Annotated in this window: 26 protein-coding genes; 1 reads left to right on the top strand and 25 read right to left on the bottom strand. The window is 60.0% G+C overall.

Going from position 1 to position 22,573, the window contains the following annotated elements; genetic code table 11:
- Positions 1-25: 25 nt before the first annotated feature.
- The 23 genes from ACYAR8_RS20615 to trmJ all read right to left on the bottom strand — a co-directional run bounded on the left by ACYAR8_RS20615 (position 26) and on the right by trmJ (position 19,821).
- Positions 26-433 (bottom strand): hypothetical protein, encoded by a 408-nt coding sequence (locus tag ACYAR8_RS20615; protein WP_074886306.1) that lies wholly within the window; start codon positions 431-433, stop codon positions 26-28.
- 125 nt (positions 434-558) lie between these two features.
- Positions 559-1,005, bottom strand: a complete 447-nt coding sequence (locus tag ACYAR8_RS20610) for a hypothetical protein (protein ID WP_463580897.1) — start codon at positions 1,003-1,005, stop codon at positions 559-561.
- A gap of 58 nt (positions 1,006-1,063) precedes the next feature.
- Positions 1,064-1,855: an amidohydrolase gene (locus ACYAR8_RS20605; RefSeq protein ID WP_463580896.1), complete on the bottom strand. Its 792-nt coding sequence runs from the start codon at positions 1,853-1,855 to the stop codon at positions 1,064-1,066.
- Complete coding sequence (locus ACYAR8_RS20600; protein WP_463580895.1) at positions 1,843-2,991, bottom strand: pyridoxal phosphate-dependent aminotransferase; 1,149 nt, start codon at positions 2,989-2,991, stop codon at positions 1,843-1,845. The genes ACYAR8_RS20605 and ACYAR8_RS20600 overlap by 13 nt, the downstream gene beginning before the upstream one ends.
- 118 nt (positions 2,992-3,109) lie before the next feature.
- Complete coding sequence (gene der / locus ACYAR8_RS20595; protein WP_065990003.1) at positions 3,110-4,582, bottom strand: ribosome biogenesis GTPase Der; 1,473 nt, start codon at positions 4,580-4,582, stop codon at positions 3,110-3,112.
- Positions 4,583-4,731: 149 nt separating this feature from the next.
- Complete coding sequence (gene bamB / locus ACYAR8_RS20590; protein WP_463580894.1) at positions 4,732-5,883, bottom strand: outer membrane protein assembly factor BamB; 1,152 nt, start codon at positions 5,881-5,883, stop codon at positions 4,732-4,734.
- Entirely contained in the window at positions 5,876-6,517 is a 642-nt protein-coding gene (locus tag ACYAR8_RS20585) for a tetratricopeptide repeat protein (protein WP_463580893.1), read from the bottom strand. The genes bamB and ACYAR8_RS20585 overlap by 8 nt, the downstream gene beginning before the upstream one ends.
- Before the next feature lie 38 nt (positions 6,518-6,555).
- Positions 6,556-7,845 (bottom strand): histidine--tRNA ligase, encoded by a 1,290-nt coding sequence (gene hisS, locus ACYAR8_RS20580; protein ID WP_463580892.1) that lies wholly within the window; start codon positions 7,843-7,845, stop codon positions 6,556-6,558.
- A 21-nt stretch (positions 7,846-7,866) separates the two neighbouring features.
- Complete coding sequence (gene ispG, locus ACYAR8_RS20575) at positions 7,867-8,976, bottom strand: flavodoxin-dependent (E)-4-hydroxy-3-methylbut-2-enyl-diphosphate synthase (protein WP_074886326.1); 1,110 nt, start codon at positions 8,974-8,976, stop codon at positions 7,867-7,869.
- Positions 8,977-8,979: 3 nt separating this feature from the next.
- The gene (locus ACYAR8_RS20570; RefSeq protein WP_463580891.1) at positions 8,980-10,023 is read right to left on the bottom strand and encodes a RodZ domain-containing protein; all 1,044 of its coding nucleotides are present in this window, start codon (positions 10,021-10,023) and stop codon (positions 8,980-8,982) included.
- Positions 10,023-10,781 carry a type IV pilus biogenesis/stability protein PilW gene (gene pilW, locus ACYAR8_RS20565; RefSeq protein WP_074886331.1) on the bottom strand — a complete coding sequence of 253 codons (759 nt, stop codon included), beginning with the start codon at positions 10,779-10,781 and terminating at the stop codon, positions 10,023-10,025. The genes ACYAR8_RS20570 and pilW overlap by 1 nt, the downstream gene beginning before the upstream one ends.
- A 26-nt stretch (positions 10,782-10,807) precedes the next feature.
- The gene (rlmN, locus tag ACYAR8_RS20560) at positions 10,808-11,956 is read right to left on the bottom strand and encodes a dual-specificity RNA methyltransferase RlmN (protein ID WP_074886333.1); all 1,149 of its coding nucleotides are present in this window, start codon (positions 11,954-11,956) and stop codon (positions 10,808-10,810) included.
- A gap of 27 nt (positions 11,957-11,983) precedes the next feature.
- Positions 11,984-12,409, bottom strand: a complete 426-nt coding sequence (gene ndk, locus ACYAR8_RS20555) for a nucleoside-diphosphate kinase (protein ID WP_007916882.1) — start codon at positions 12,407-12,409, stop codon at positions 11,984-11,986.
- A gap of 90 nt (positions 12,410-12,499) precedes the next feature.
- Positions 12,500-12,700 (bottom strand): Fe-S cluster assembly protein IscX, encoded by a 201-nt coding sequence (gene iscX / locus ACYAR8_RS20550; RefSeq protein WP_108120869.1) that lies wholly within the window; start codon positions 12,698-12,700, stop codon positions 12,500-12,502.
- A gap of 13 nt (positions 12,701-12,713) precedes the next feature.
- The gene (gene fdx / locus ACYAR8_RS20545) at positions 12,714-13,055 is read right to left on the bottom strand and encodes an ISC system 2Fe-2S type ferredoxin (protein WP_065990018.1); all 342 of its coding nucleotides are present in this window, start codon (positions 13,053-13,055) and stop codon (positions 12,714-12,716) included.
- A 3-nt stretch (positions 13,056-13,058) separates the two neighbouring features.
- The gene (hscA, locus tag ACYAR8_RS20540) at positions 13,059-14,921 is read right to left on the bottom strand and encodes a Fe-S protein assembly chaperone HscA (RefSeq protein ID WP_074886342.1); all 1,863 of its coding nucleotides are present in this window, start codon (positions 14,919-14,921) and stop codon (positions 13,059-13,061) included.
- Positions 14,922-14,969: 48 nt separating this feature from the next.
- Positions 14,970-15,488, bottom strand: coding sequence for a co-chaperone HscB (hscB, locus tag ACYAR8_RS20535; RefSeq protein ID WP_074886345.1), 519 nt, complete (start codon positions 15,486-15,488; stop codon positions 14,970-14,972).
- 8 nt (positions 15,489-15,496) lie between these two features.
- A complete protein-coding gene (iscA, locus tag ACYAR8_RS20530) occupies positions 15,497-15,820 on the bottom strand; it encodes an iron-sulfur cluster assembly protein IscA (protein ID WP_065990022.1) in 324 nt (107 codons plus the stop codon).
- Between the two features lie 51 nt (positions 15,821-15,871).
- On the bottom strand, positions 15,872-16,258 hold the full coding sequence (iscU, locus tag ACYAR8_RS20525; RefSeq protein ID WP_062383507.1) for a Fe-S cluster assembly scaffold IscU: 387 nt from the start codon (positions 16,256-16,258) through the stop codon (positions 15,872-15,874).
- Between the two features lie 89 nt (positions 16,259-16,347).
- Complete coding sequence (locus ACYAR8_RS20520) at positions 16,348-17,562, bottom strand: IscS subfamily cysteine desulfurase (RefSeq protein WP_463580890.1); 1,215 nt, start codon at positions 17,560-17,562, stop codon at positions 16,348-16,350.
- Positions 17,563-17,606: 44 nt separating this feature from the next.
- Complete coding sequence (iscR, locus tag ACYAR8_RS20515; RefSeq protein ID WP_074886350.1) at positions 17,607-18,098, bottom strand: Fe-S cluster assembly transcriptional regulator IscR; 492 nt, start codon at positions 18,096-18,098, stop codon at positions 17,607-17,609.
- 167 nt (positions 18,099-18,265) lie between these two features.
- Entirely contained in the window at positions 18,266-19,048 is a 783-nt protein-coding gene (gene cysE, locus ACYAR8_RS20510) for a serine O-acetyltransferase (protein ID WP_463580889.1), read from the bottom strand.
- Positions 19,048-19,821, bottom strand: coding sequence for a tRNA (cytosine(32)/uridine(32)-2'-O)-methyltransferase TrmJ (gene trmJ / locus ACYAR8_RS20505; RefSeq protein ID WP_074886355.1), 774 nt, complete (start codon positions 19,819-19,821; stop codon positions 19,048-19,050). The genes cysE and trmJ overlap by 1 nt, the downstream gene beginning before the upstream one ends.
- 235 nt (positions 19,822-20,056) lie before the next feature.
- Here trmJ and suhB point away from each other — a divergent pair, with 235 nt between their 5' ends.
- Entirely contained in the window at positions 20,057-20,872 is an 816-nt protein-coding gene (gene suhB, locus ACYAR8_RS20500; RefSeq protein ID WP_074886357.1) for a type III secretion system regulator SuhB, read from the top strand.
- 117 nt (positions 20,873-20,989) lie between these two features.
- On the opposite strand, the gene ACYAR8_RS20495 is transcribed toward suhB, so the two are convergent.
- A complete protein-coding gene (locus tag ACYAR8_RS20495) occupies positions 20,990-21,535 on the bottom strand; it encodes a glycine zipper 2TM domain-containing protein (protein ID WP_065990034.1) in 546 nt (181 codons plus the stop codon).
- 118 nt (positions 21,536-21,653) lie between these two features.
- Positions 21,654-22,565 carry a protein translocase subunit SecF gene (gene secF / locus ACYAR8_RS20490; RefSeq protein WP_074886360.1) on the bottom strand — a complete coding sequence of 304 codons (912 nt, stop codon included), beginning with the start codon at positions 22,563-22,565 and terminating at the stop codon, positions 21,654-21,656.
- Between the last annotated feature and the right edge of the window lie 8 nt (positions 22,566-22,573).

Here is a 22,573-nt window from a genome sequence, read left to right as displayed (position 1 = left end):
GCCTTTTTCTTTGTAAGCCGCATGATCAAGCCGTGGTGTCGACCTTGACTTTCATCAGGTTCAACAGGGAAGCCTGCAGCGCCCCCAACTGAGCCATGGTGCCGGAAATCTGCTGCTGGATTGCCATGACCTGCGTGGCCTTCAGCTCATCCGGCGTCTTGCTGCCCTGGACAGCGGCCAACTGAGCCTGCTGCTGCTGGAGCATTTTCTGCGTTCGCTCAATCTGCTCCTGCAACTGCTTGATCATCTCCTCCTTCATGCTCGGCGCGTCGCCCGACTCAGTGGCTCCGGCCGCCTTGGTGTCGCCATAGACGTTACCGCGCAGCTCTACGCTGGCGGTCTTGGCATCGCTCTTGGTGGAGTCGTCGGTTTTGACAGCAGCCGTAAACACGCTGGAGTAAGCACCCAACGAACTGGTGTTGATGGTGGTCATGATGAACTCCTTATGAGGTGCACTTTGTATCGGCCAGCGTACAAACATCTGAAGTCGAATTTATTGCAGACGCAAGAACGCCCCACGACCGAGGTCATGGAGCGGTTTGCGTCTGAATCAGTGAATCAGGCGGTGGTGTTGATGCTGCCGGACTTCTGCAGTTGCAGGAGGGCCGCCTGCTCCGTGGCCAGGCTGGCGGTGGACGACGAGATCTGTCCCTGAATGGCCATCACGCGTGCGGACTTTTCCTCGTCCGAGCCGGAACTTCCCTGGGCGGCAGCGAGCTGCTGTTGCTGCTCCTGCAAGCGCTTCTGGGTTTCCTTGATCTGCTCCTCCAGCTTCTCGATGGCCTGCTCGCTGGTGCTGGAAGAATCAGAGGCCCCACCCGCTCCGCCAGCTCCGCCAGCACCGCCAGCGCCACCTGCCGCAGTGGCTGTGGTCGACGCAGATGCCGACGTGGCATCTGTGGTGGAGGTGTCGCTGTCGGCCGCTGCTGTTGTGGCGTCTTTCTTCACCGCGACGGTGAAGCTGGTGGAGTAGGAACTCAATGAGGATGTGCTGATGGTGGTCATACCGATCTCCTGTCTGGGTACAACCGCTATCGACCACCCGCCCCTCAACTCTATGACGTTACTGTATCTCGAATGTATCGGCGTCGAGACAGGCCGGGAATTTCTCGCGATACGCCGCCAGGCTCTGCGCTGACAAGCTGACCTGAAACACGCCGTCGGCCTCGCCGATGTTCAGCAGGCTCTCGCCCTGGAAGTCCAGCACCTGGCTGTCGCCCGTGTACGCGAAACCCTTGCCATCGATGCCTACGCGATTCACCGCGGCGACGTAACACAGGTTCTCGATGGCGCGCGCCGGCAGCAACCGGTTCCAGTGCAGACGGCGAGCGCCCGGCCAGTTGGCGGTGTACAGCAGCAGATCGGTATTCTGGGCGTCACGGCTCCACACCGGAAAACGCAGGTCGTAGCAGATCAGCGGACGAATTCGCCAGCCTTTGAGTTCGAACTGCACCTGGCGCTCGCCCGGGCTGTAATGCTCATGCTCGCCGGCCATTCTGAACAGATGGCGCTTGTCGTAATGCAGCAGCTCGCCGTCCGGCCGCGCCCACAACAAGCGATTGCGATGGCTGCCGTCAGCTGCGCGAATGATCACGCTGCCGGTCACCACGGCATCCAGTTGCCTGGCTTGGGTCAGTATCCACTGGGCAGTCGGGCCGTCTTCGGGCTCGGCCAGGGTTTCGGACTCCATGGTAAAGCCAGTGGTGAACATCTCCGGCAGGATCACCAGATCCGCGCCCTTGGCCTGGGCAAGCAGCTCTTCGAAGTGGGCGTGGTTCGCCGGGGCGTCGTGCCAGACCAGCGTGGTCTGGACCAGCGCGATGTTCAGATTGGGCAGCGTGGTCAGATCGCGCATAGTTTCTCCGCTGCCTGACGCAGCGTCTCCTCACGCTTGGGAAAGCACAGCCGGATCAGGCGCTGGCCTTCGGGCGGACTCTGGTAGAACACCGAAATAGGAATGCTCGCCACACCGTGCTCGCGGGTCATCCACAGGGACATGTCGACATCGTTGAGGTCTGGGCGGATCTGCGAATAATCGACGAGCTGAAAGTAGGTGCCACTGGCCCGGGTGAAGGTGAAACGCGAAGCTTCCAGGCGATCGCAAAAATAGTCGCGTTTGGCCTGATAGAAAGCCGGCAGTTCGTCGACGTGTTCAGGGTGCGCCGCCATGAAATCTGCCAGGGCCCATTGAAGCGGTGTAACGCCGCAGAACGCGACGAACTGGTGGATCTTCCGTGCTTCGGCGGTCAGCGCCGGCGGCGCAACGAGGTAGCCGGTTTTCCAGCCGGTGACGTGGTAGGTCTTGCCAAACGAACTGACCACAAAGGCGCGCTGATAGAGTTCGTCATGGGCCAGCACGCTGGCGTGTTGCAGCCCGTCGAATACCAGATGCTCATAGACCTCGTCGCTGAGCACATAAATGTCCCGGTCACGGATCAACGCCGCCAGGCGGTCCAATTCGTCGCTCGTGATCAGTGCCCCGCTGGGGTTATGCGGCGTGTTGATGACGATCATGCGGGTGCGAGGGCTCAACGCGGCAGTGAGATTTTCCCAGTCGATGGCGAAATCGCCGTCTTTGAGCTGCACATGGATGCAACGCCCGCCAGCCAGTTCCACCGAAGGCGCGTAGCTGTCGTAGCACGGGTCGAAGACGATCACCTCATCGCCGGCGCTCACAACAGTCTGAATGGCACAGAAGATGGCGTGGGTCGCGCCGGGGGTGATGGTGATTTCGCTGTCGACGCCGACCTGACGGCCGTAGCAGCGAGCGATCTTGGCGGCGACTTGCTCGCGCAATGCCGGCAGGCCTGCCATCGGCGCGTATTGGTTATTGCCGTCCATGACGCGGCGGCAAAGAGCCTCACGCAATGCGTCGGGCCCATCGAAATCGGGAAAACCCTGAGACAGATTGATCGCCCCGGTTTCGGCAGCCAGTTGGGACATCACAGTAAAGATGGTGGTGCCAACGTTCGGCAGTTTGCTTGTGATCATGGGGTTTTCCTGCTCCACTCCCGACACCTGGAGGGCTCGGGGACCCGCAGGATAGCCCAGATGTCGCGCACAAAAAAAGGCGCCACTGGCGCCTTTTCCGAGAAAGACCTTTACACGATCAGCGCTTGTCGCGGCGCTTCTTGTCGGCCTTCTTGTGGTGCGACATCATCCGACGCTTCTTGTTGACCTGGCGGTCGGTCAGCGTGTTCTTGTTGCCTTCATACGGGTTCTCGCCACCCTTGAACTCGATGCGAATAGGCGTACCGACCAGCTTGAGCACACGGCGATAGGTGTTCTCGAGATAGCGGACGTACGACTTCGGTACTTTCTCCACCTGGTTACCGTGGATAACGATCAACGGCGGGTTCGCGCCGCCCAAGTGAGCGTAACGCAGCTTGATGCGGCGGCTGCCCACCATGGGCGGTGCGTGCTCGCTGACCGCGTCTTCCAGAATCTGGGTCAGGCGGCTGGTCGGCCAACGGGTCACAGCGGATTTGAACGAGTTCTGCACCGACTGATACAGGTTGCCCACGCCGGTGCCGTGCAGCGCCGAGATGAAGTGGATGTCGGCGAAGTCGACGAAGAACAACCGACGCTCCAGCTCGACCTTCACGTAGTCGCGCTCGCTTGGCACCATGCCATCCCACTTGTTCAGCGCGATGACCAGTGCCCGACCGGATTCAAGGGCAAAGCCCAGCAGGTTGAGGTCGTGGTCGACGACGCCTTCGCGGGCGTCCATCACGAAGATCACCACGTTGGCGTCTTTGATCGCCTGCAGGGTTTTGACCACGGAGAACTTTTCGACTTCTTCGTGGATCTTGCCGCGCTTGCGCACACCGGCGGTGTCAATCAGCGTGTACTTTTCCTCGTTGCGTTCGAACGGGATGTAAATGCTGTCGCGGGTGGTGCCGGGCTCGTCGTAGACGATAACGCGGTCTTCACCGAGCATGCGGTTGACCAATGTCGACTTGCCGACGTTAGGGCGACCGATGATTGCGATCTTGATGCCGTCCTTCTCGCTCGGACCCGGAATGCGCTTGGCTTCCTGACCTTCGGCGACGACTTCCTCTTCTTCGCCTTCTTCGACTTCGTCAGCGTCTTTCGGGAAATCACGCAAGGCAATTTCGAGCATCTGCGTGATGCCTCGACCGTGAGCGCCGGCAACCGGAATCGCGTCACCCATGCCCAGCGGTGCAAACTCGGCGCGGGCCATGTCAGGGTCGATGTTGTCGACCTTGTTGGCGACCACGTAAGACGTCTTGTTGCGCTTGCGCAAGTGCTCGCCAATCATCTGGTCGGCGGCAGTGAAGCCTGCTTTGGCGTCAACGAGGAACAACACGACATCGGCTTCTTCGATGGCCAGCAGCGACTGCTCGGCCATTTTTTCGTCCATGCCGTGCTCGTCACCGGAGATACCGCCGGTGTCGATCAGGATGTAGGAGCGCCCTTGCCACTTGGCCTCACCGTATTGGCGATCACGGGTCAGACCGGACAAGTCGCCGACGATGGCGTCGCGAGTCCTGGTCAGGCGGTTGAACAAGGTGGACTTGCCGACGTTCGGTCGACCCACCAGGGCGATTACGGGAACCATGCGGCTCTCCACTTCGTTATTTCAGAAAATACAAAAGCCGCTGCAAGGCAGCGGCCGGAGTTCGGAGCAACGCCAAAGCGTCGCAGGCCCCATGAAAGCGGGGCCGCCTGGGGAAGCCAAAACACGACCTTCCCAAGCATAGACAGCCACTACTTGATCGTCAGCGCTTCCAGCTTGCCGCTGTTGCCGAAGACATAAATGGTGCTGCCGGAGACCAGCGGGCGAGCACGCAGGCCATCGCTGTCAATCTTTTCACGGGCGACAAAATGGCCATCGACCTGGCTCAGCAGGTGCAGATAACCTTCCATGTCACCGACCGCAACGTAGCTGGAGAACACTTCCGGCGCGCCGAGTTGACGACGGGCCAGCGAGTCGTTGCTCCACAGACCGGTGGAAGAGCGCTCATCGATGCCTTCCACGGTGCCGTTGGCCAGCGAGACGTAAACGCTGCCGAAGCCCTGCGCCACACCCGAATAGCTCGAGGCATCACGCTGCCACAGCACGCGACCGCTCTGCAGTTCCAGACCGGCTACGCGGCCCTGATAGGTCGCGACATACAGCGTGTTGCCGGAAAGCAGCAAGCCGCCGTCGATATCGACCACGCGATCCAGCTCGGAACGACCTGTTGGAACGGCAACGCGCTGCTCCCAGGCCGGGACGCCGTTGTTGATGTCCAGCGCCACGACCTTGCCGGTCGACAGCCCTGCAATCGCCAGCGAAGGAGTGGCAATCGGTGCACCGGTGCCACGCAGCGTCAGAACCGCAGGACTGCTCTCGTAGATCCAGCGCTGATCACCTGTGACGGCGTCATAACCGATGACCCGGTCATCCTGCGTCTGGGCAACCACGACACTGCCGTTGGTGGCCGGAGCGGACAGCACTTCGCTGGTCGCCTTGGCTTTCCACTTTTGCTCGCCGGTGGCTTCGTCGAGGACGATGACTTCGCCGCGCAACGTGCCGAGCATGACCAGACCGAAACCTACGCCGACGGCGCCGGAAACCGGTTGCTCAAGCTCTTTTTTCCAGACCACGTCGCCGTTGCTGCGGTTGATCGCCATGACCAGACCGTTCGCATCAGCTGCGTAAATGTTCTCGCCGTCGATGGCCGGAACCAGCATGTTGTAGATGTCGCCCTGACCGTCACCGACGGAACGGCTCCACAACTTCTGCAGCGTTACTTCCTGTTTGAAGTCGACGAGTTCTGCCGGAGGCAGCTCTTTTTTGCTGTTGCTGCTGCAACCCGCGGCCAGAATGGCCAGAGCCAGCAATGCTGCATGTTTCCAACGAATCACGTCACGCATCCCCTTTCGCCAGATCGTCGAGCTTCATTTGCAAACCGCCAACAGCCGCTTCTTCGGAAAGCGACGCCTTGGCTTTTTTGTATGCAGCGTAGGCATCATCGGTGCGACCCAGCTGAACCAGCAGGTCACCACGCAGCTCTTCACGGCTGGCCGCGAAAGACTGGTCGGCTTGACCGTCAAGCAGCTTCAGCGCGTCTTCGGCCTTGTTCTGTGCAGCGAGTACGCGAGCCAGACGCTGACGGGCAATTTCACCCAGGGTCGCGTTGGCTGGCTTGTCGGTCACGGATTTCAGTTCGTTCGCGGCATCATCCAGCTTGCCCGTGTCCACAGCCACCTTGGCCACGAACAGGCTGCCGTACTGGGCGTACGCGGTGCCACCGAATTCGCTCTTCAGCTTGCCGGCGATCTCGGCCACACGGCCTGCATCGGCCTGGCCGCTGGGCGTCAGTGCGGTTTCCAGCAATTGCTGATACAGCGCCGAACCACCTTGCGCCTGGTTGTTCTGATAGCGCTGCCAGCCTTGCCAGCCCAACACCACAATCACTGCCAGCAGGCCGCCGGTGACCAAAGGCTTGCCGTTACGCTGCCACCAGTCCTTTACGGCAACCAGCTCATCATCATCGGTACTCGACACCCCAATACTCCTATTCGCTAAATCGGCTTTTATCAGCTTCAACCCTGCGAGATGCAGGTGGCCAGGTGCTCGGACAGAGCATCCCAGGCAATATTTTGTTGCTCGCCCTGACCACGCAGCGGCTTGACGCCCACTTCCTTGCGCACCAGCTCTTCGTCGCCAAGGATCAGCGCGTACAGCGCGCCGCTCTTGTCGGCCTTCTTGAACTGGCTCTTGAAGCTGCCAGCCCCGGCGTTGACTTGCAGACGCAGGTTCGGCGCCTGGTCGCGCAAGCGCTCGGACAAGGTCAGCGCTGCCAGCTCGGCGGCCTCGCCGAACGCGCAGACGTAAACGTCGACCGTACGGGCGATTTCTTCGGGAATCTGCTCGAGGGTTTCCAGCAGTAGCACCAGACGTTCGATGCCCATGGCAAAGCCCACGCCCGATGTCGGCTTGCCGCCCATCTGCTCGACCAGACCGTCGTAACGGCCGCCCGCGCAGACAGTGCCCTGAGCGCCGAGCTGGTCAGTGACCCACTCGAATACGGTTTTGCTGTAGTAATCCAGGCCGCGAACCAGCTTCGGGTTGATAACGTACGGAATGCCGGCCGCGTCGAGACGCGCCTTCAGGCCTTCGAAGTGAACCCGGGATTCGTCGTCCAGGTAATCTGCCAGCTTGGGTGCATCGACCAGCACTGCCTGGGTTTCAGGGTGTTTGGTATCGAGCACACGCAGCGGGTTGGTCTTCAGACGGCGCTGGCTGTCTTCGTCCAGTTGCTCGTGACGCGCCGAGAGATACTCGACCAGCGCTTCACGATAACGACCGCGCGCTTCACTGGTGCCCAGGCTGTTGAGTTCCAGTTTGACGGCATTGCGGATGCCCAGCAGGCCCCAGAGACGCCAGGTCAGTACGATCAGCTCGGCATCGATGTCCGGACCATCGAGGTTGAACACCTCGACGCCGATCTGGTGGAACTGACGATAACGGCCTTTTTGCGGACGCTCGTGGCGAAACATCGGGCCGATGTACCAAAGCTTCTGCACCTGACCGCCGCCGGTGATGCCGTGTTCGAGGACCGCACGAACGCAGGCCGCTGTGCCTTCAGGGCGCAGGGTCAGCGAATCGCCATTGCGGTCGGCGAAGGTGTACATCTCTTTCTCGACGATGTCGGTGACTTCGCCGATGGAGCGTTTGAACAGGTCGGTGAACTCGACGATCGGCATGCGGATCTGGCGATAACCGTAGTTATCCAGCAAACGCGAGACCGTGCCTTCGAAGTAGCGCCACAGCGGCGTCTGGTCCGGCAGGATGTCGTTCATGCCACGAATGGCTTGCAGAGACTTACTCACAAATATTCCTTGGAGACTGGGTTAGCCGCGCGCGATCAGCGCTGCGTCGGCCTCGACCTTTTCGGCCGCTCTCTGACGGATCAAGCGTTCAAGCTGATCCACCAGATTGTCATTTGTCAGCTTTTGCGCCGGCTTGCCATCGATGTAGATCAGGTTCGGCGTGCCACCGGTCAGACCGACGTGGGCTTCTTTCGCCTCGCCGGGACCGTTCACCACGCAACCGATTACCGCGACGTCCAGCGGGACCAGCAAATCTTCAAGGCGCCCTTCCAGGTCGTTCATGGTTTTAACCACATCGAAATTCTGCCGCGAGCAACTCGGGCAGGCGATGAAGTTGATGCCACGGGAACGCAGGCGCAGCGACTTGAGGATGTCGTAACCGACCTTCACTTCTTCAACCGGATCGGCAGCCAGCGAAATCCGAATGGTATCGCCGATCCCTTCGGCCAGCAGCATACCTAGGCCGACGGCTGATTTCACTGTGCCTGAGCGCAAACCGCCCGCTTCAGTGATGCCCAGGTGCAACGGCTGGATGATTTGTTTGGCAAGGAGGCGATAAGCCTCGACCGCCATGAACACATCGGAGGCCTTGACGCTGACCTTGAAGTCCTGGAAATCCAGACGGTCCAGATGCTCGACGTGCCGCAGCGCGGACTCGACCAGGGCAGCGGGCGTTGGCTCGCCGTACTTCTTCTGCAGGTCTTTTTCCAGCGAACCGGCATTGACGCCGATGCGGATCGGAATGCCGCGATCACGGGCCGCCTCGACCACCGCGCGGACGCGGTCTTCACGGCCGATGTTGCCCGGGTTGATCCGCAGGCAATCGACGCCCAGCTCGGCAACGCGCAGGGCGATTTTATAGTCGAAGTGAATGTCAGCGACCAACGGGACCTTGACCAACTGTTTGATACGGCCAAAGGCCTCGGCAGCGTCCATGTCCGGCACTGATACGCGGACGATGTCCACGCCCGCGGCTTCCAGACGGTTGATCTGCGCCACGGTGGCCGCGACGTCGTTGGTGTCGCTGTTGGTCATGCTCTGCACTGCGATCGGGGCATCGCCACCGACCGGCACCGAGCCGACCCAGATTTTACGAGATTCGCGACGTTTGATCGGAGATTCGCCGTGCATGACTTATTGCCCTAGCTTCAGGCGAGCAGTTTCGCCACTGGTGAAAGGTGCCACATCAACCGGCTGGCCGTTGTAACTCACCTGCGCGCCGCGAGCAAAGCCCAGGCGCAGGGTCAGCGGCGGCTTGCCGTTGACGTCGAGGCTGTCGCCTTTTTTCTTGAGGCCGCTCATCAGCACTTTACCGTTGCCATCGGTGACCTGGGTCCAGCAATCGTTTACGAACTGAACCTGCACGCGACCGGCACCTGCCGGTACAGGCGCGGCGTCGGCCGTTGCGCTCGGCGCGGTGTTGACTGGCGCGGTGGTCGCAGGCGTTGGCGCCACAGTGGTGACAGGCGCGGTCGGCGTCGACGCTGCATGCGCAGGTGTTACCGGGGCGGTGGTTGACGTGCTATGAGGAACTACAGCGCCTGCAACGGCGGTGCCGGTGCCGGTGCTGGCGGGTGCGGTGCTGGAGGAAGCAGGTGCATCAGGCGCGGACGCAGGCTCGGCGTTGTTCAACGGCAACGCGGTCTGGCCTTGAGCGACAGCTTGATCTTCCGGCTCGTCGAGCGGATGGATCTGGGTGGTGCCGTCGGCGCTTTCGACTTCGACATGCTCCATGCCCAGATTGGTCGGTTCCTTGCCGCGCAGCGTAGCTTGATCCTGCCACCACACGAAGCCGCCGCCGATCAATGCGATGAGCAGCAAGAGGCTGACGATGCGCAGAATATTGTGAGACAGGCGTACCGGCTCTTCGATTCGGCCGAGAGCATGAACGCTGCTGCCCTTGCCGTCGGTGCCGGTGTACTGATCGAACGCACTGACCAATGCAGCCTGATCCAGGTCGAGCAGCTTGGCGTAGGCACGGACATAACCGCGGGCAAAGGTGTGGCCGGGAAGCTTGTCAAAATCGCCCGCTTCCAGATGAGTCAGGGACGTCACAGTGAGGTTCAGCCTCAACGCCACATCTGGCAGCGACCAGTTCTTGCTTTCGCGGGCCTGTCGCAATGTTTCGCCTGGGTTCGTGCGAGTGGCTGCTACAACTTCGGGATGCGCCGCTTTCATCATTGCTCCGACAGGTATTGCTGATATTCCGGCGTACCGGGATAGAGTCTTTTTAGAAGCAGCCCGTAACTGGCTGCCTTGTTGCGATCATCAAACACCTTCGCCAGCCGCGTACCGAGCAACAGGCTCCGCGCATTCTGCTCGCTTAACTGGCTGAAACGCTCGTAGTAATCGCGCGCCGGCACATAATGCCTGTCTTCGTACGACAACTCAGCCATTTCCAGCAACGCGCGTGGCTGCTGACGATCCAGGCGCAGGGCTTTGTCGAAATGCTCACGGGCGGTGTCGCGATTGCCGAGCATCACAGCCGTCATGCCGAGGTTCTCGAACACTCGGGCGCGCTCGGCGTATAGGTTATCCTCGGCGGCCTGCTCGAAGCGCTCGTAAGCTTCCTTGTAGCGCTTCTGCTGGTAGAGAAAACTGCCGTAATTGTTGAGGATTCGCGCGTCTTTGGAACGTGCCGACAGCGCTTTCTCGTAATACTGGTTCGCCAGTTCCGGCTCCATTTCGGCCTGAAACACCAAGGCCAGCGCGGCATTGGCGTCCGCATCGGAGCCGTTCAGCTCAAGTGCCTTTTTCAGAGGTGCCTTCGCACGCTCCATCTGACCTTGCTGAAGGTAACCCAACCCCAATTGCACGTAAGCCTGACGAGCTTCCTCACGCCCCTTGCTGGTACTCAGCGGATCGACGTTGCCGGTGGACACACAACCGACCAGCAGCGTGGCAAAACAGAGCAGCAGCGCAACGCGCAGGGACATAGAGATCCTCTCAGTCAGATTCGCATTCAATTGCGAGCGGCAGCGACCTGCACCACGTCGGCATCGGCACTCAGCTCCCGAACAGCGATATAGCGTTCGCTGCGACGGGTGCGGTCCATTACCTGCCCGACCAACTGGCCGCAGGCAGCATCGATGTCCTCACCACGCGTGGTACGCACGGTGACGTTGAAGCCGGCTTGATGCAGCAGATCCTGAAAACGACGGATCGCATTGTTGCTCGGGCGTTCATAGCCCGAATGCGGAAACGGATTGAACGGGATCAGATTGACCTTGCAGGGGGTGTCCTTGAGCAGCTCGATCATCTCGATCGCGTGCTCGGGCTTGTCGTTGATGTCCTTGAGCAGCGTGTACTCGATCGTCAGCACGCGTTTTTCGCCCAGCGCAGCCATGTAGTTGCGGCAGGACTCAAGGAGCATCTTCAGGGGGTACTTTTTATTGATAGGCACCAGCTGATTTCGCAGCGCGTCATTGGGCGCATGCAGCGAAAGGGCCAGCGAGACGTCGATGTGCTTGGACAGCTCATCGATCATTGGCACCACGCCGGAGGTGGACAGCGTCACCCGGCGCTTGGAAATGCCATACCCCAGGTCATCCATCATCAGATGCATGGCGGCAATGACATTGTCGAAGTTCAGCAATGGCTCGCCCATGCCCATCATCACCACGTTGGTGATGGCACGGTCGACGGTAGCCGGGACACTGCCGAAAGATTTGTTGGCAATCCACACCTGGCCGATGACTTCGGCGGCGGTGAGGTTGCTGTTGAAGCCTTGTTTGCCGGTGGAGCAGAAACTGCAATCCAGCGCACAACCCGCCTGGGAGGAGACACACAACGTGCCGCGCTTGCCCTGCGGAATATAAACGGTCTCGACGCAGCTGCCGGACTCGACGCGGACGACCCATTTACGGGTGCCGTCGGTGGAGATGTCCTCGCTGACGACCTCAGGACCGCGAATTTCGGCGCGGCTCTGCAGCTTTTCGCGCAGGGCCTTGCCGACATTCGTCATGGCGTCGAAGTTATCGACGCCAAAGTGGTGAATCCACTTCATGACCTGACCGGCACGGAAGCGTTTCTCCCCGATAGACTCGAAGAATTTTTCCATTTCCAGCCGGGTCAGACCCAACAGGTTGATTTTGCCAGTTGATTCAGTCATGGATTCACCCTCACTCGCAGCAATAGCTTAGCGAGTGGTTACCTCGGTAGCAGCGAAGAAGTACGAGATTTCACGAGCAGCGGCGGCTTCGGAGTCGGAGCCGTGAACAGCGTTGGCGTCGATGGAATCAGCGAAGTCAGCACGGATGGTCCCGGCAGCAGCTTCTTTAGGGTTGGTAGCGCCCATCAGCTCGCGGTTCAGAGCGATAGCGTTTTCGCCTTCCAGAACCTGTACGACAACCGGGCCGGAGATCATGAATGCAACCAGATCACCGAAGAAGCCACGGGCGCTGTGCTCAGCGTAGAAACCTTCTGCTTCGGCTTTGGACAGTTGCTTCAGTTTCGAAGCGACAACGCGCAGACCGGCTTTTTCGAAACGGGTGGTGATCTCGCCGATGACGTTTTTGGCAACAGCATCAGGCTTGATGATCGAGAAAGTACGTTGAACAGCCATGGTGTAACTCCAGAAGCAGTGATTATTGCGAAAAATTAAACCCGCGAATTATACGCGGGTTTGATGTTATTGCCTAACGTGCAAATCTGATCAGTCGATTTCGTCGGCCCAGAGCGTCTGGACCGCCTCGAGCACTTTCTCGCCGACGCGGCCAGAGGTGTCGTCGAAATCCGGGAGCTGCTTGATCATCAGTTGCAGCTTGGTGAACCCTACCGAATAAGGGTCAACGCCGGGGTGAGTCTCGGCGAGTTCTTCAGCGATGCGTTGTACGTCATTCCAACCGTAACTCATGACAGCTTCTCGATCAGTGCGGCGCTTCGGCAGCGTGGTTAAGCGAATATTTCGGGATCTCGACGGTCAGGTCTTCAGTGCCGACCTTGGCCTGGCACGCCAGACGGGACTGCGCTTCCAGACCCCACGCACGATCAAGATAGTCCTCTTCCAGCTCGTCCGCTTCTTCGAGGGAGTTGAACCCCGCACGAATGATGCAATGGCAGGTTGTGCAGGCGCAGACGCCGCCGCATGCGCTTTCTATCTCGATGTGGTGATCGTGGGCGAGTTCCAGAATCGACTTGCCGACTTCGGCCTCGACAACCATCCCGTCCGGGCAATGCTCGGCGTGTGGCAGAAATGTAACCTGCGGCATCAGTTATTCCTCAATCTCATTCAGGTTGCGCCCTGACAGCGCGGCTTTCACCGTCGAGTCCAGGCGGCGGGCGGCGAACGCATCAGTCACCTGCGACAGACGCTTGGTCTGCAGCTCGATGGCCGGGCCGTCATCGCCCTTCATCAATTCACGAAGTTCTTCCATCTGCATGTCGATCACCATGCGCTCTTCGGCATCGAGCAAGCGCTCGCCATCGGCCTGCAACGCACCTTCGACCGCTTCAAGCAGACGCTGGGCGTCGACCTGCTGTTCACGCAACGCGCGAGCCACCATGTCATCACCGGCGTACTGGAATGAATCCTTGAGCATGCGAGTGATTTCACCGTCAGTCAGGCCATACGAAGGCTTGACCTGAATGCTCGACTCCACGCCAGACGCCAGCTCGCGGGCGGACACGCTGAGCAGGCCATCGGCGTCGACCTGGAAGGTCACGCGGATTTTAGCGGCGCCGGCGACCATCGCGGGAATGCCACGCAAGTCGAAGCGCGCCAGTGAACGGCAGTCGCTGATCAGCTCACGCTCGCCTTGCAGCACGTGGATCATCATGGCCGACTGGCCGTCTTTGTAAGTGGTGAATTCCTGGGCACGAGCCACGGGGATCGTGGTGTTGCGCGGAATGACCTTCTCCATCAGGCCGCCCATGGTCTCCAGCCCCAGGGACAACGGGATCACGTCGAGCAGCAACAGCTCGCCACCATCGCGCTTGTTGCCTGCCAGCGTATCGGCCTGGATCGCAGCGCCGATGGCGACGACCTGGTCCGGGTCGATTTCGGTCAAGGGCTGACGGCCAAACAGCTCGGCCACCGCTTCGCGAACTCGCGGGACACGGGTGGAACCGCCCACCATGACCACGGCTTCGACTTCATCCAGCTCAATGCCGCAATCACGAACGGCGCGACGGCAGGCTTTGAGACTGCGGGCGATCATTGGCTCGATGAGGGCATCGAACGCCGTGCGGGTCAGTACGCCCTGCCAATCGCCATGGACAACTTCAACCGAATCGGCGTCAGTCAGGGACTCTTTCGCCGAGCACGCCGTCTGCATCAGGCGGCGCTGGGCAGCCGGATCGAGATCATCAGACAGGCCGGCTTCAGCAATGATCCAGGTCGCGATGGCGTGGTCGAAATCATCGCCGCCCAGCGCGCTGTCGCCGCCGGTGGCCATGACTTCAAACACGCCGCCGGTCAGGCGCAGTATCGAGATGTCGAAGGTGCCTCCGCCCAAATCATAGATGGCGACCACGCCTTCTGCGTTCTGGTCCAGGCCGTAGGCCACGGCAGCCGCAGTGGGCTCGTTGAGCAGGCGAAGGACGGTGAGGCCCGCCAGCTTCGCGGCGTCTTTGGTCGCCTGACGCTGGGCATCATCGAAATAGGCAGGAACGGTGATGACCGCGCCGACCAACTCGCCACCCAGGGTTTCTTCAGCGCGCTGGCGCAGCACCTTGAGAATGTCGGCTGACACTTCGACCGGACTCTTCGGGCCCTGCACGGTTTCAATGAACGGCATGTGGGACTCACCACCAGTGAAGCGGTAAGGCAACTGCCCACCCAAATGCTTCACATCGGAGATCCCGCGCCCCATAAGGCGCTTGACGGAAATAATGGTGTTCAGCGGATCAGTCGCTGCGGCGCCCTTGGCCGACTCGCCGACTTCAACGCGATCGGCGTGATAGCGAACGGCGGACGGCAGGATGACCTGACCGTTGGCGTCGGGGAGCGGCTCACTGATGCCGCTGCGCAGGGCAGCCACCAGCGAATTGGTAGTGCCGAGGTCAATCCCGACAGCCAGGCGACGCTGATGAGGTTTTGGAGCTTGGCCGGGTTCGGCGATCTGCAGTAGAGCCATTGCTTTTCTGATATCACTGGCGAGCCGCCCCAGAAGGACGGCGCGGGGTTAATCGTCGAGGCGCTCTTCGAGCTGGCGCACTTCGTAGGAGAGCTTGTCGAGGAACTGCATGCGGCGCATCAGCCTTTCAGCCTGATCACGCTGTGCAGCATCGTCCCAACAGGCAGCGAAGCTTTCGTTCAGTTCTTCCTGGGCAACCTTCAACCGGCGCTTGAATACCGCAACGCCTGCCAGGTCCGCTTCGTCCTGCAGATCTTCGAGCTCTTCGCGCCATTGCATCTGCTGCATGAGAAACTCGGGATCCTGCACAGTGACTTCCAGCGGAACTTCACCCTTCAGCGCCAACAGGTAACGCGCCCGTTTCGGCGCGTTCTTCAGCGTTTGGTAGGCGTCGTTCAGACTGGCGGAACGCTCCAGCGCAACCCGTTGCTCGGCCTCGGGGGCGTCGGCAAAACGGTCGGGGTGCACGCTCCGGGCAAGCTCACGGTAACGCGTCGCCAGCAGGTCGAGATCCAGATTGAAGCCCGGCTGCAGGTCGAATAAAGCAAAGTGACAAGGAGTACCCACGATAAGCCTCAGACGTTGAAGCTTTCGCCGCAGCCACATTCACCGCGCGAGTTGGGATTGTTGAACTTGAAGCCTTCGTTCAACCCTTCCTTGACGAAGTCGAGCTCGGTGCCATCGAGATAAACCAGGCTCTTGGGGTCGATGATCACCTTGACGCCGTGATACTCGAACACCGTGTCTTCGCTTTCCGGCTCATCGACGAACTCGAGCACATAGGCAAGGCCGGAACAACCGGTCGTGCGAACGCCCAGACGAATGCCGTCACCCTTGCCACGCCCATCGAGGGAGCGGCGTACATGGTTGGCGGCCGCTTCGGTCATGCTGATAGCCATCGGAACTCCTTACCTCACGCAAGTTACTTAACGCAGCGGAACGGACCCTGCTTAGAGCAGGCCTTTCTTCTGCTTGTAGTCGCGAACGGCCGCCTTGATGGCGTCTTCGGCGAGCACGGAGCAGTGGATCTTCACTGGCGGCAGGGCCAGTTCTTCAGCCAGCTGAGTGTTCTTGATGGTCTCTGCTTCATCCAGAGTCTTGCCCTTCATCCACTCGGTGGCCAGGGAGCTCGACGCGATGGCAGAGCCGCAGCCGTAGGTTTTGAACTTGGCGTCTTCGATGATGCCCTGCTCGTTTACCTTGATCTGCAAACGCATGACGTCGCCGCATGCCGGCGCGCCGACCATGCCGGTGCCGACATCAGGATCTTCCGCGTTCATCTTGCCGACGTTGCGGGGATTCTCGTAGTGGTCAATGACCTTTTCGCTGTAAGCCATGGTGCAATTCCTCATCAGTTACAACACGTCGCTCTCGCGGCACTCGGAAAACCTGTTTTCAAAGTGCCGCAGGGTGTGGCGACTTTGAATTAATGCGCCGCCCACTCGATTTTGGAGATGTCGACACCGTCTTTGAACATGTCCCACAGCGGCGACAAGGCGCGCAGCTTGGTAACTGCCTCGCAGACTTTCTGCGCGGCGTAGTCGATCTCTTCTTCCGTGGTGAAGCGACCGAAGGTGAAACGGATCGAGCTGTGTGCAAGCTCGTCGTTACGGCCCAGGGCGCGCAGTACGTACGAAGGTTCCAGCGAAGCCGAGGTGCACGCGGAGCCGGACGAAACCGCCAGGTCCTTGAGCGCCATGATCAGCGACTCGCCTTCTACATAGTTGAAGCTCAGGTTGAGGTTGTGCGGCACACGGGCAGTCATGCTGCCGTTGACGTACAACTCTTCCAGATGCGCAACCTGCTGATAGAAGCGATCGCTCAGGGCTTGAATCCGAACGTTCTCGGCAGCCATGTCTTCTTTGGCCACACGGAACGCTTCGCCCATGCCGACAATCTGGTGAGTCGCCAGCGTACCGGAGCGCATACCACGCTCGTGACCACCACCGTGCATTTCGGCTTCGATGCGGACACGTGGCTTGCGGCTGACCCACAACGCGCCAATACCCTTCGGACCGTAGGTCTTGTGGGCCGAGAACGACATCAGATCAACTTTGAGGTTGGCCAGGTCGATTTCAACCTTGCCCGTCGCCTGCGCTGCGTCGACGTGGAAGAGCACACCGCGGGAACGGGTCATCTCGCCAATGGCAGCGATGTCGTTGACCGTACCGATCTCGTTGTTGACGTGCATGATCGAGACCAGAACGGTGTCGTCGCGCATGACCGATTCGATCATGGCCGGAGTGATCAGGCCATCTTCGGTCGGTTCAAGGTAGGTGACTTCAAAGCCTTCACGCTCAAGCTGACGCATGGTGTCGAGAACGGCTTTGTGTTCGATCTTGCTGGTGATCAGGTGCTTGCCTTTGGAGGCATAGAAATGCGCAGCGCCTTTGATCGCGAGGTTGTTGGACTCGGTAGCACCGGAAGTCCAGACGATTTCGCGCGGATCGGCGTTGACCAGATCGGCAACCTGACGACGGGCGTTCTCTACCGCTTCTTCAGCCTTCCAGCCGAAAACGTGGGAGCGCGACGCCGGGTTACCAAAGTTGCCATCTACCAGAAGGCAGTCGCTCATTTTCTGCGCAACACGCGGGTCGACCGGGGTCGTCGCGGAGTAATCGAGGTATATCGGCAATTTCATTGAATATCTCCTATCGGGCAGGCGCGCCGCGCGTTCATCTGCGTTCACTCAACGGCGGATGTTTCAATCTTGTCCAGTGGCTGCGTCTTGCTACCGCATCGGCGCAGATCCTGACGTTGGGCGACTTCTTGCACTTCACGGCGAGTGACGAGGTCGGCCAGGCTGATACCGCTTAGAAATTCGTGAATCTGCTGACTGAGGTCACACCACAAGTGGTGGGTCAGACAGGTGTCGCCAGCATGGCAATCACCGAGCCCCTGGCAGCGCGTCGCGTCAACCGATTCGTTGACTGCGTCAATCACCTGAGCGACCTGAATCCCCTGCATGTGACGGGCCAGCTGATAACCGCCGCCCGGTCCACGCACACTGGAAACCAGATTGCCGCGGCGCAGCTTGGCGAACAGTTGCTCGAGGTAGGAAAGGGAAATCCCTTGCCGCTCGGAGATATCGGCCAGAGACACTGGCCCATGCTGCGCATGCAATGCCAGGTCGAGCATGGCAGTGACAGCGTATCGGCCTTTTGTAGTCAGTCGCATGACGTGTACCGCGGAGGTTCGGAATGAGGGCGAGTATGCTATTCCCGAGTATTTAAGTCAACTATAAGACCTAGTGGAACAGTCGGGATTACCCGCAAAAGAGCGGCAGCATCATAGCAAAGCGCGCCAGGGATTGGCACGTGCGCCGTCTGCCGCCGCGCACTGCTTCAGGGGCGGGGAGCATCAGACTCGCAACGCTCCTTCATGCAGTCGAAGACTTCCTGATGCAGCTCCGGCAGCTCTTTCTCGCGATACTCGCCGCCCAGGCTCTTCAATGCCTTGCCCATGTCTTCCACGCGCACATCCATCGCTTGCAGATGGTCGAGCAACTGCCCGATCGCGCGCGCCACGGGATCAGGCATGTCCTCGCTGACGCCATACGCATCGAACCCGAGCTTTTCGGCAATCGCTTTTCGCTTGGCTTCGGCCTCGTCGTCAGACTTAACGATGATCCGCCCTGGAATGCCCACCACGGTTGCACCCGCCGGCACAGCCTTGGTGACCACCGCATTTGAACCGACCTTTGCCCCGGCGCCCACCGTGAACGGGCCGAGCACCTTTGCACCCGCTCCGACAACCACGCCGGACTCCAGGGTCGGATGACGCTTACCTTTGTTCCAACTGGTGCCGCCCAGAGTCACGCCCTGATAAAGAGTCACGTCGTCGCCTATCTCGGCAGTTTCGCCGATGACGATGCCCATCCCGTGATCGATGAAAAAGCGCCGACCGACCTTCGCGCCCGGGTGGATCTCGATCCCCGTAAGCCAGCGACCGAAGTTGGACACCATGCGCGCTGGCCATTTGAGTTCGTTGCGCCACAACCAGCCGGACAATCGATGCAACCAGATCGCGTGCATGCCGGGGTAGCAGGTCAGCACTTCAAACGCATTTCGAGCCGCCGGGTCACGATGGAACACGCTTTGAATGTCTTCCCGCAAACGCTCGAACATCACTGATCCTTACGCTTATAGGGTTCGCCGTTGGCCGCTTTCTGGGTCTCGGTGAGAATGCCGCGCAAGATGCTCATCTCGGATCGATTCACCGCTGAGCGCCCGTACAGACGACGCAGCCGCGCCATCAGATGACGCGGCTTCTCGGGATCAAGGAAACCAATGGTGACCAGGGTGGACTGCAGATGCTCATAGAATTTTTCCATCTCATCCATGGTTGCCAGCTCGGTACTGCGCACCGAATTGACCTCGAACTTCTCCACCTTGCTCGCCTGGCCATCCGCCGCGAGCCAGGCCATGCGGGTTTCGTAACTCAGTACCTGCACGGCGGCAGCCAGATTCAACGAGCTGAATTCCGGATCCGAAGGGATGTGCACGTGGTAATGGCAGCGCTGTAGCTCTTCATTGGTCAGGCCGGCGTACTCACGGCCGAACACCAGTGCGATCTCTTCGCCCAGCGCGGCATGTTCGACGGTCTTGACGCCCGCTTCGCGAGGGTCGAGCAGCGGCCAGGGAATACGGCGATCCCGGGCGCTGGTGCCCAACACCAGGTTGCAACCTGCCAACGCATCTTCCAGCGTCGCCACGACCTGCGCGCCTTCCAGAATGTCGCCCGCGCCAGACGCCCGCGCATCGGCTTCGTGATGAGGAAACATGGCGGGATCAACCAGCACCAGACGCGAAAGGCCCATGTTTTTCATGGCACGCGCGGCGCCGCCGATATTTCCGGGATGACTGGTACCGACCAGGACGACACGAATATTTTGCAGCACTGGTGAAGTCTCGCTAGCAGGTGAAAAGGGGGACGAATGTTACAGAAGCGTTTGCTGCAACGCCACGAACCTTGCGCCCGACGCGCCGGATACGCCACTAAAAGGAGACGGGGCACCGCCGATTTGCCCACGCCAAGCCGACCGGACGCGCGGCAAAGTCTGCACTCGCGCTGGAAATCATCCAAGAGAACCAATAGAATGGCCGGCTCTCTTTAACGACCTAGGTGATCCATCCATGCAGCCCATGCTGAATATCGCGCTGCGCGCCGCCCGCAGCGCCAGCGAATTGATTTTCCGCTCCATCGAGCGCCTGGATACCATCAAGGTCGACGAAAAAGACGCGAAAGATTACGTGACTGAAATCGATCGCGCCGCCGAGCAGAGCATCATCACTGCACTGCGCAAGGCGTATCCAACCCACGGCATCCTTGGCGAAGAAAGCGGCCTGCACGAAGGCAGCGGCGAAGGCACCGACTACCTCTGGATCATCGATCCGCTCGACGGCACCACCAACTTCGTGCGTGGCGTTCCTCACTTCGCCGTCAGCATCGCGTGCAAATACCGCGGCCGCCTGGAACACGCCGTTGTTCTGGATCCGGTCCGCCAGGAAGAATTCACCGCCAGCCGCGGTCGTGGCGCTGCCCTGAACGGCCGTCGTCTGCGCGTCAGCCCGCGCAAGAGCCTTGAAGGCGCCCTGCTCGGCACAGGTTTCCCGTTCCGCGAAAACCAGCTCGATAACCTCGACAACTATATGAACATGTTCCGTTCGCTGGTTGGCCAGACTGCCGGCATCCGTCGCGCCGGCGCTGCAAGCCTGGACCTGGCTTACGTGGCTGCGGGCCGGTTCGATGCGTTCTGGGAGTCGGGCCTGTCGGAGTGGGACATGGCCGCAGGCGCCCTGCTCATTCAGGAAGCAGGCGGTCTGGTGAGCGATTTCAACGGCGGTCACGACTTCCTTGAAAAGGGCCACATCGTCGCCGGCAACACTAAATGCTTCAAAGCAGTGCTGACCTCGATCGCTCCCTTCGTGCCAGCTTCGCTGAAGCGTTAAGCCCAGCGCGCCGTACAAAAAACCGGCCATGTGCCGGTTTTTTTTGTGCCCGACTTCTTATCATTCGGGCGATAAAAAAGCACCCGAGGGTGCTTTTTTTATGAGTGGATCCGCCTATCACTGACCCGCCTGGCTCAACTCCAGCTGACCTTCCTTGTTGACAGGGATCTGGCTGCCCGGATCACGATCCATACGTACCTGCCCGACCTTGTCGTTCAGCTTGTACTTCACGTTGTAGCCGACGACTTTGTCGCTGATGTCGTTGACAGTGTTGCAGCGCGACTCCGTGGTTGTGTAGGTGTCGCGGTTCTGCATGCCTTCCTGAACCTTGTTACCGGCATAACCGCCACCCACCGCACCGGCGACCGTGGCGATCTTCTTGCCATTACCGCCACCCACCTGGTTACCGAGCAGGCCACCCGCTACGGCACCGATGACACTCCCCACGATCTGGTGCTCGTCCTTCACCGGCGCTCGGTGAGTGACGGCAACGTCTTTGCAGACTTGTCGCGGGGTTTTGATTTGTTCTTTAACAGGCTCGACGGCAAGTACGTCTGCGTACTCTGGGCCGCTTTGTTTTACGAGGCTATAGGTGGCCAAAGCACCGCCGGCGGTTACACCGACAGCACCCAATACTGCACCGATAAGCAACGACTTGTTCACGTGAACCTCCTGACGATATTCAGCGCGATTGCTCGCGCTACTCCCAGCCTTGGAGCACAAAAAAAGGCGCGAGTTCATACTCGCGCCTTTTTAGGTGATGGCCGGTTACCAGTATCGGTTACGGACGGTCATCCACTTTGTCGACGGTAACCGGTGGCAGCAGGTCTTCGCTGCGCAGGTTCAGCCAGATCAGCACCACGTTGGCGATGTAGATCGAGGAGTAGGTACCTGCCAGAACACCAATGAACAGCGCCACCGAGAAACCGTGCAGGCTGTCGCCGCCAAAGATCCACAGCGCGACAATGGCCAACAATGTGGAGATAGAGGTAGCCATGGTCCGCAGCAACGTCTGCGTGGTGGAGATGTTGATGTTCTCGATCAACGAAGCCTTGCGCAGCAGACGGAAGTTCTCGCGAACCCGGTCAAATACCACAATGGTGTCGTTGAGCGAGTAACCAATGATCGCCAGCACCGCAGCCAGTACAGTCAGGTCGAAGGTCACCTGGAAGAACGACAGGATGCCCATCGTCACCACCACGTCGTGGATCAGCGAGACGATGGCCCCCACCGCGAATTTCCACTGGAAGCGGAACGCCAGGTAGACGAGGACGCCGCCCAGCGCCAGCAGCATGCCGAGGCCGCCCTGGTCACGCAGTTCTTCACCCACTTGCGGACCGACGAACTCGACGCGCTTGACGGTCACCGGGTTATCGGCGCCGGTCTTGCGCAGCGCTTCAGCGACTTGAGTGCCCAGCTGCGGATCTTCACCCGGCATACGAACAAGCAGATCGGTAGTCGCACCGAAGCTTTGCACGACCGCTTCGGTATAACCCGACGCAACCAGCTCTTCGCGCACTTTGTGCAGATCGGCAGGACGCTCGTAGGTCAGCTCGATCAGCGTACCGCCGGTGAAATCCAGACCGAAGTTCAGTCCTTTAGAGAACCAGCTGAACAGCGCCAGAGCGGTGAGGAGCATGGTAATGGCGAACGCAATGTTGCGAACGCCCATGAAGTTGATCGTACGTTTCATGGCAGCCC

This window comes from Pseudomonas sp. HP_01 (assembly GCF_055284355.1).
This window is presented reverse-complemented; position numbering and strand designations above follow the sequence as displayed.

What these genes read in the sequence shown, in the direction of transcription:
- ispG (WP_074886326.1), bottom strand. Translation starts at nt 8,976, where the DNA reads ATGCACGGCGAATCTCCGATCAAACGTCGCGAATCTCGTAAAATCTGG.
- suhB (WP_074886357.1), top strand. Translation starts at nt 20,057, where the DNA reads ATGCAGCCCATGCTGAATATCGCGCTGCGCGCCGCCCGCAGCGCCAGC.
- cysE (WP_463580889.1), bottom strand. Translation starts at nt 19,048, where the DNA reads ATGTTCGAGCGTTTGCGGGAAGACATTCAAAGCGTGTTCCATCGTGAC.
- iscR (WP_074886350.1), bottom strand. Translation starts at nt 18,098, where the DNA reads ATGCGACTGACTACAAAAGGCCGATACGCTGTCACTGCCATGCTCGAC.
- ACYAR8_RS20610 (WP_463580897.1), bottom strand. Translation starts at nt 1,005, where the DNA reads ATGACCACCATCAGCACATCCTCATTGAGTTCCTACTCCACCAGCTTC.
- iscA (WP_065990022.1), bottom strand. Translation starts at nt 15,820, where the DNA reads ATGGCTATCAGCATGACCGAAGCGGCCGCCAACCATGTACGCCGCTCC.
- secF (WP_074886360.1), bottom strand. Translation starts at nt 22,565, where the DNA reads ATGAAACGTACGATCAACTTCATGGGCGTTCGCAACATTGCGTTCGCC.
- fdx (WP_065990018.1), bottom strand. Translation starts at nt 13,055, where the DNA reads ATGCCGCAGGTTACATTTCTGCCACACGCCGAGCATTGCCCGGACGGG.
- rlmN (WP_074886333.1), bottom strand. Translation starts at nt 11,956, where the DNA reads ATGACTGAATCAACTGGCAAAATCAACCTGTTGGGTCTGACCCGGCTG.
- der (WP_065990003.1), bottom strand. Translation starts at nt 4,582, where the DNA reads ATGGTTCCCGTAATCGCCCTGGTGGGTCGACCGAACGTCGGCAAGTCC.
- iscU (WP_062383507.1), bottom strand. Translation starts at nt 16,258, where the DNA reads ATGGCTTACAGCGAAAAGGTCATTGACCACTACGAGAATCCCCGCAAC.
- ACYAR8_RS20600 (WP_463580895.1), bottom strand. Translation starts at nt 2,991, where the DNA reads ATGATCACAAGCAAACTGCCGAACGTTGGCACCACCATCTTTACTGTG.
- hscA (WP_074886342.1), bottom strand. Translation starts at nt 14,921, where the DNA reads ATGGCTCTACTGCAGATCGCCGAACCCGGCCAAGCTCCAAAACCTCAT.
- bamB (WP_463580894.1), bottom strand. Translation starts at nt 5,883, where the DNA reads ATGCGTGACGTGATTCGTTGGAAACATGCAGCATTGCTGGCTCTGGCC.
- ACYAR8_RS20520 (WP_463580890.1), bottom strand. Translation starts at nt 17,562, where the DNA reads ATGAAATTGCCGATATACCTCGATTACTCCGCGACGACCCCGGTCGAC.
- ndk (WP_007916882.1), bottom strand. Translation starts at nt 12,409, where the DNA reads ATGGCTGTTCAACGTACTTTCTCGATCATCAAGCCTGATGCTGTTGCC.
- ACYAR8_RS20615 (WP_074886306.1), bottom strand. Translation starts at nt 433, where the DNA reads ATGACCACCATCAACACCAGTTCGTTGGGTGCTTACTCCAGCGTGTTT.
- iscX (WP_108120869.1), bottom strand. Translation starts at nt 12,700, where the DNA reads ATGAGTTACGGTTGGAATGACGTACAACGCATCGCTGAAGAACTCGCC.
- pilW (WP_074886331.1), bottom strand. Translation starts at nt 10,781, where the DNA reads ATGTCCCTGCGCGTTGCGCTGCTGCTCTGTTTTGCCACGCTGCTGGTC.
- ACYAR8_RS20605 (WP_463580896.1), bottom strand. Translation starts at nt 1,855, where the DNA reads ATGCGCGATCTGACCACGCTGCCCAATCTGAACATCGCGCTGGTCCAG.
- ACYAR8_RS20570 (WP_463580891.1), bottom strand. Translation starts at nt 10,023, where the DNA reads ATGAAAGCGGCGCATCCCGAAGTTGTAGCAGCCACTCGCACGAACCCA.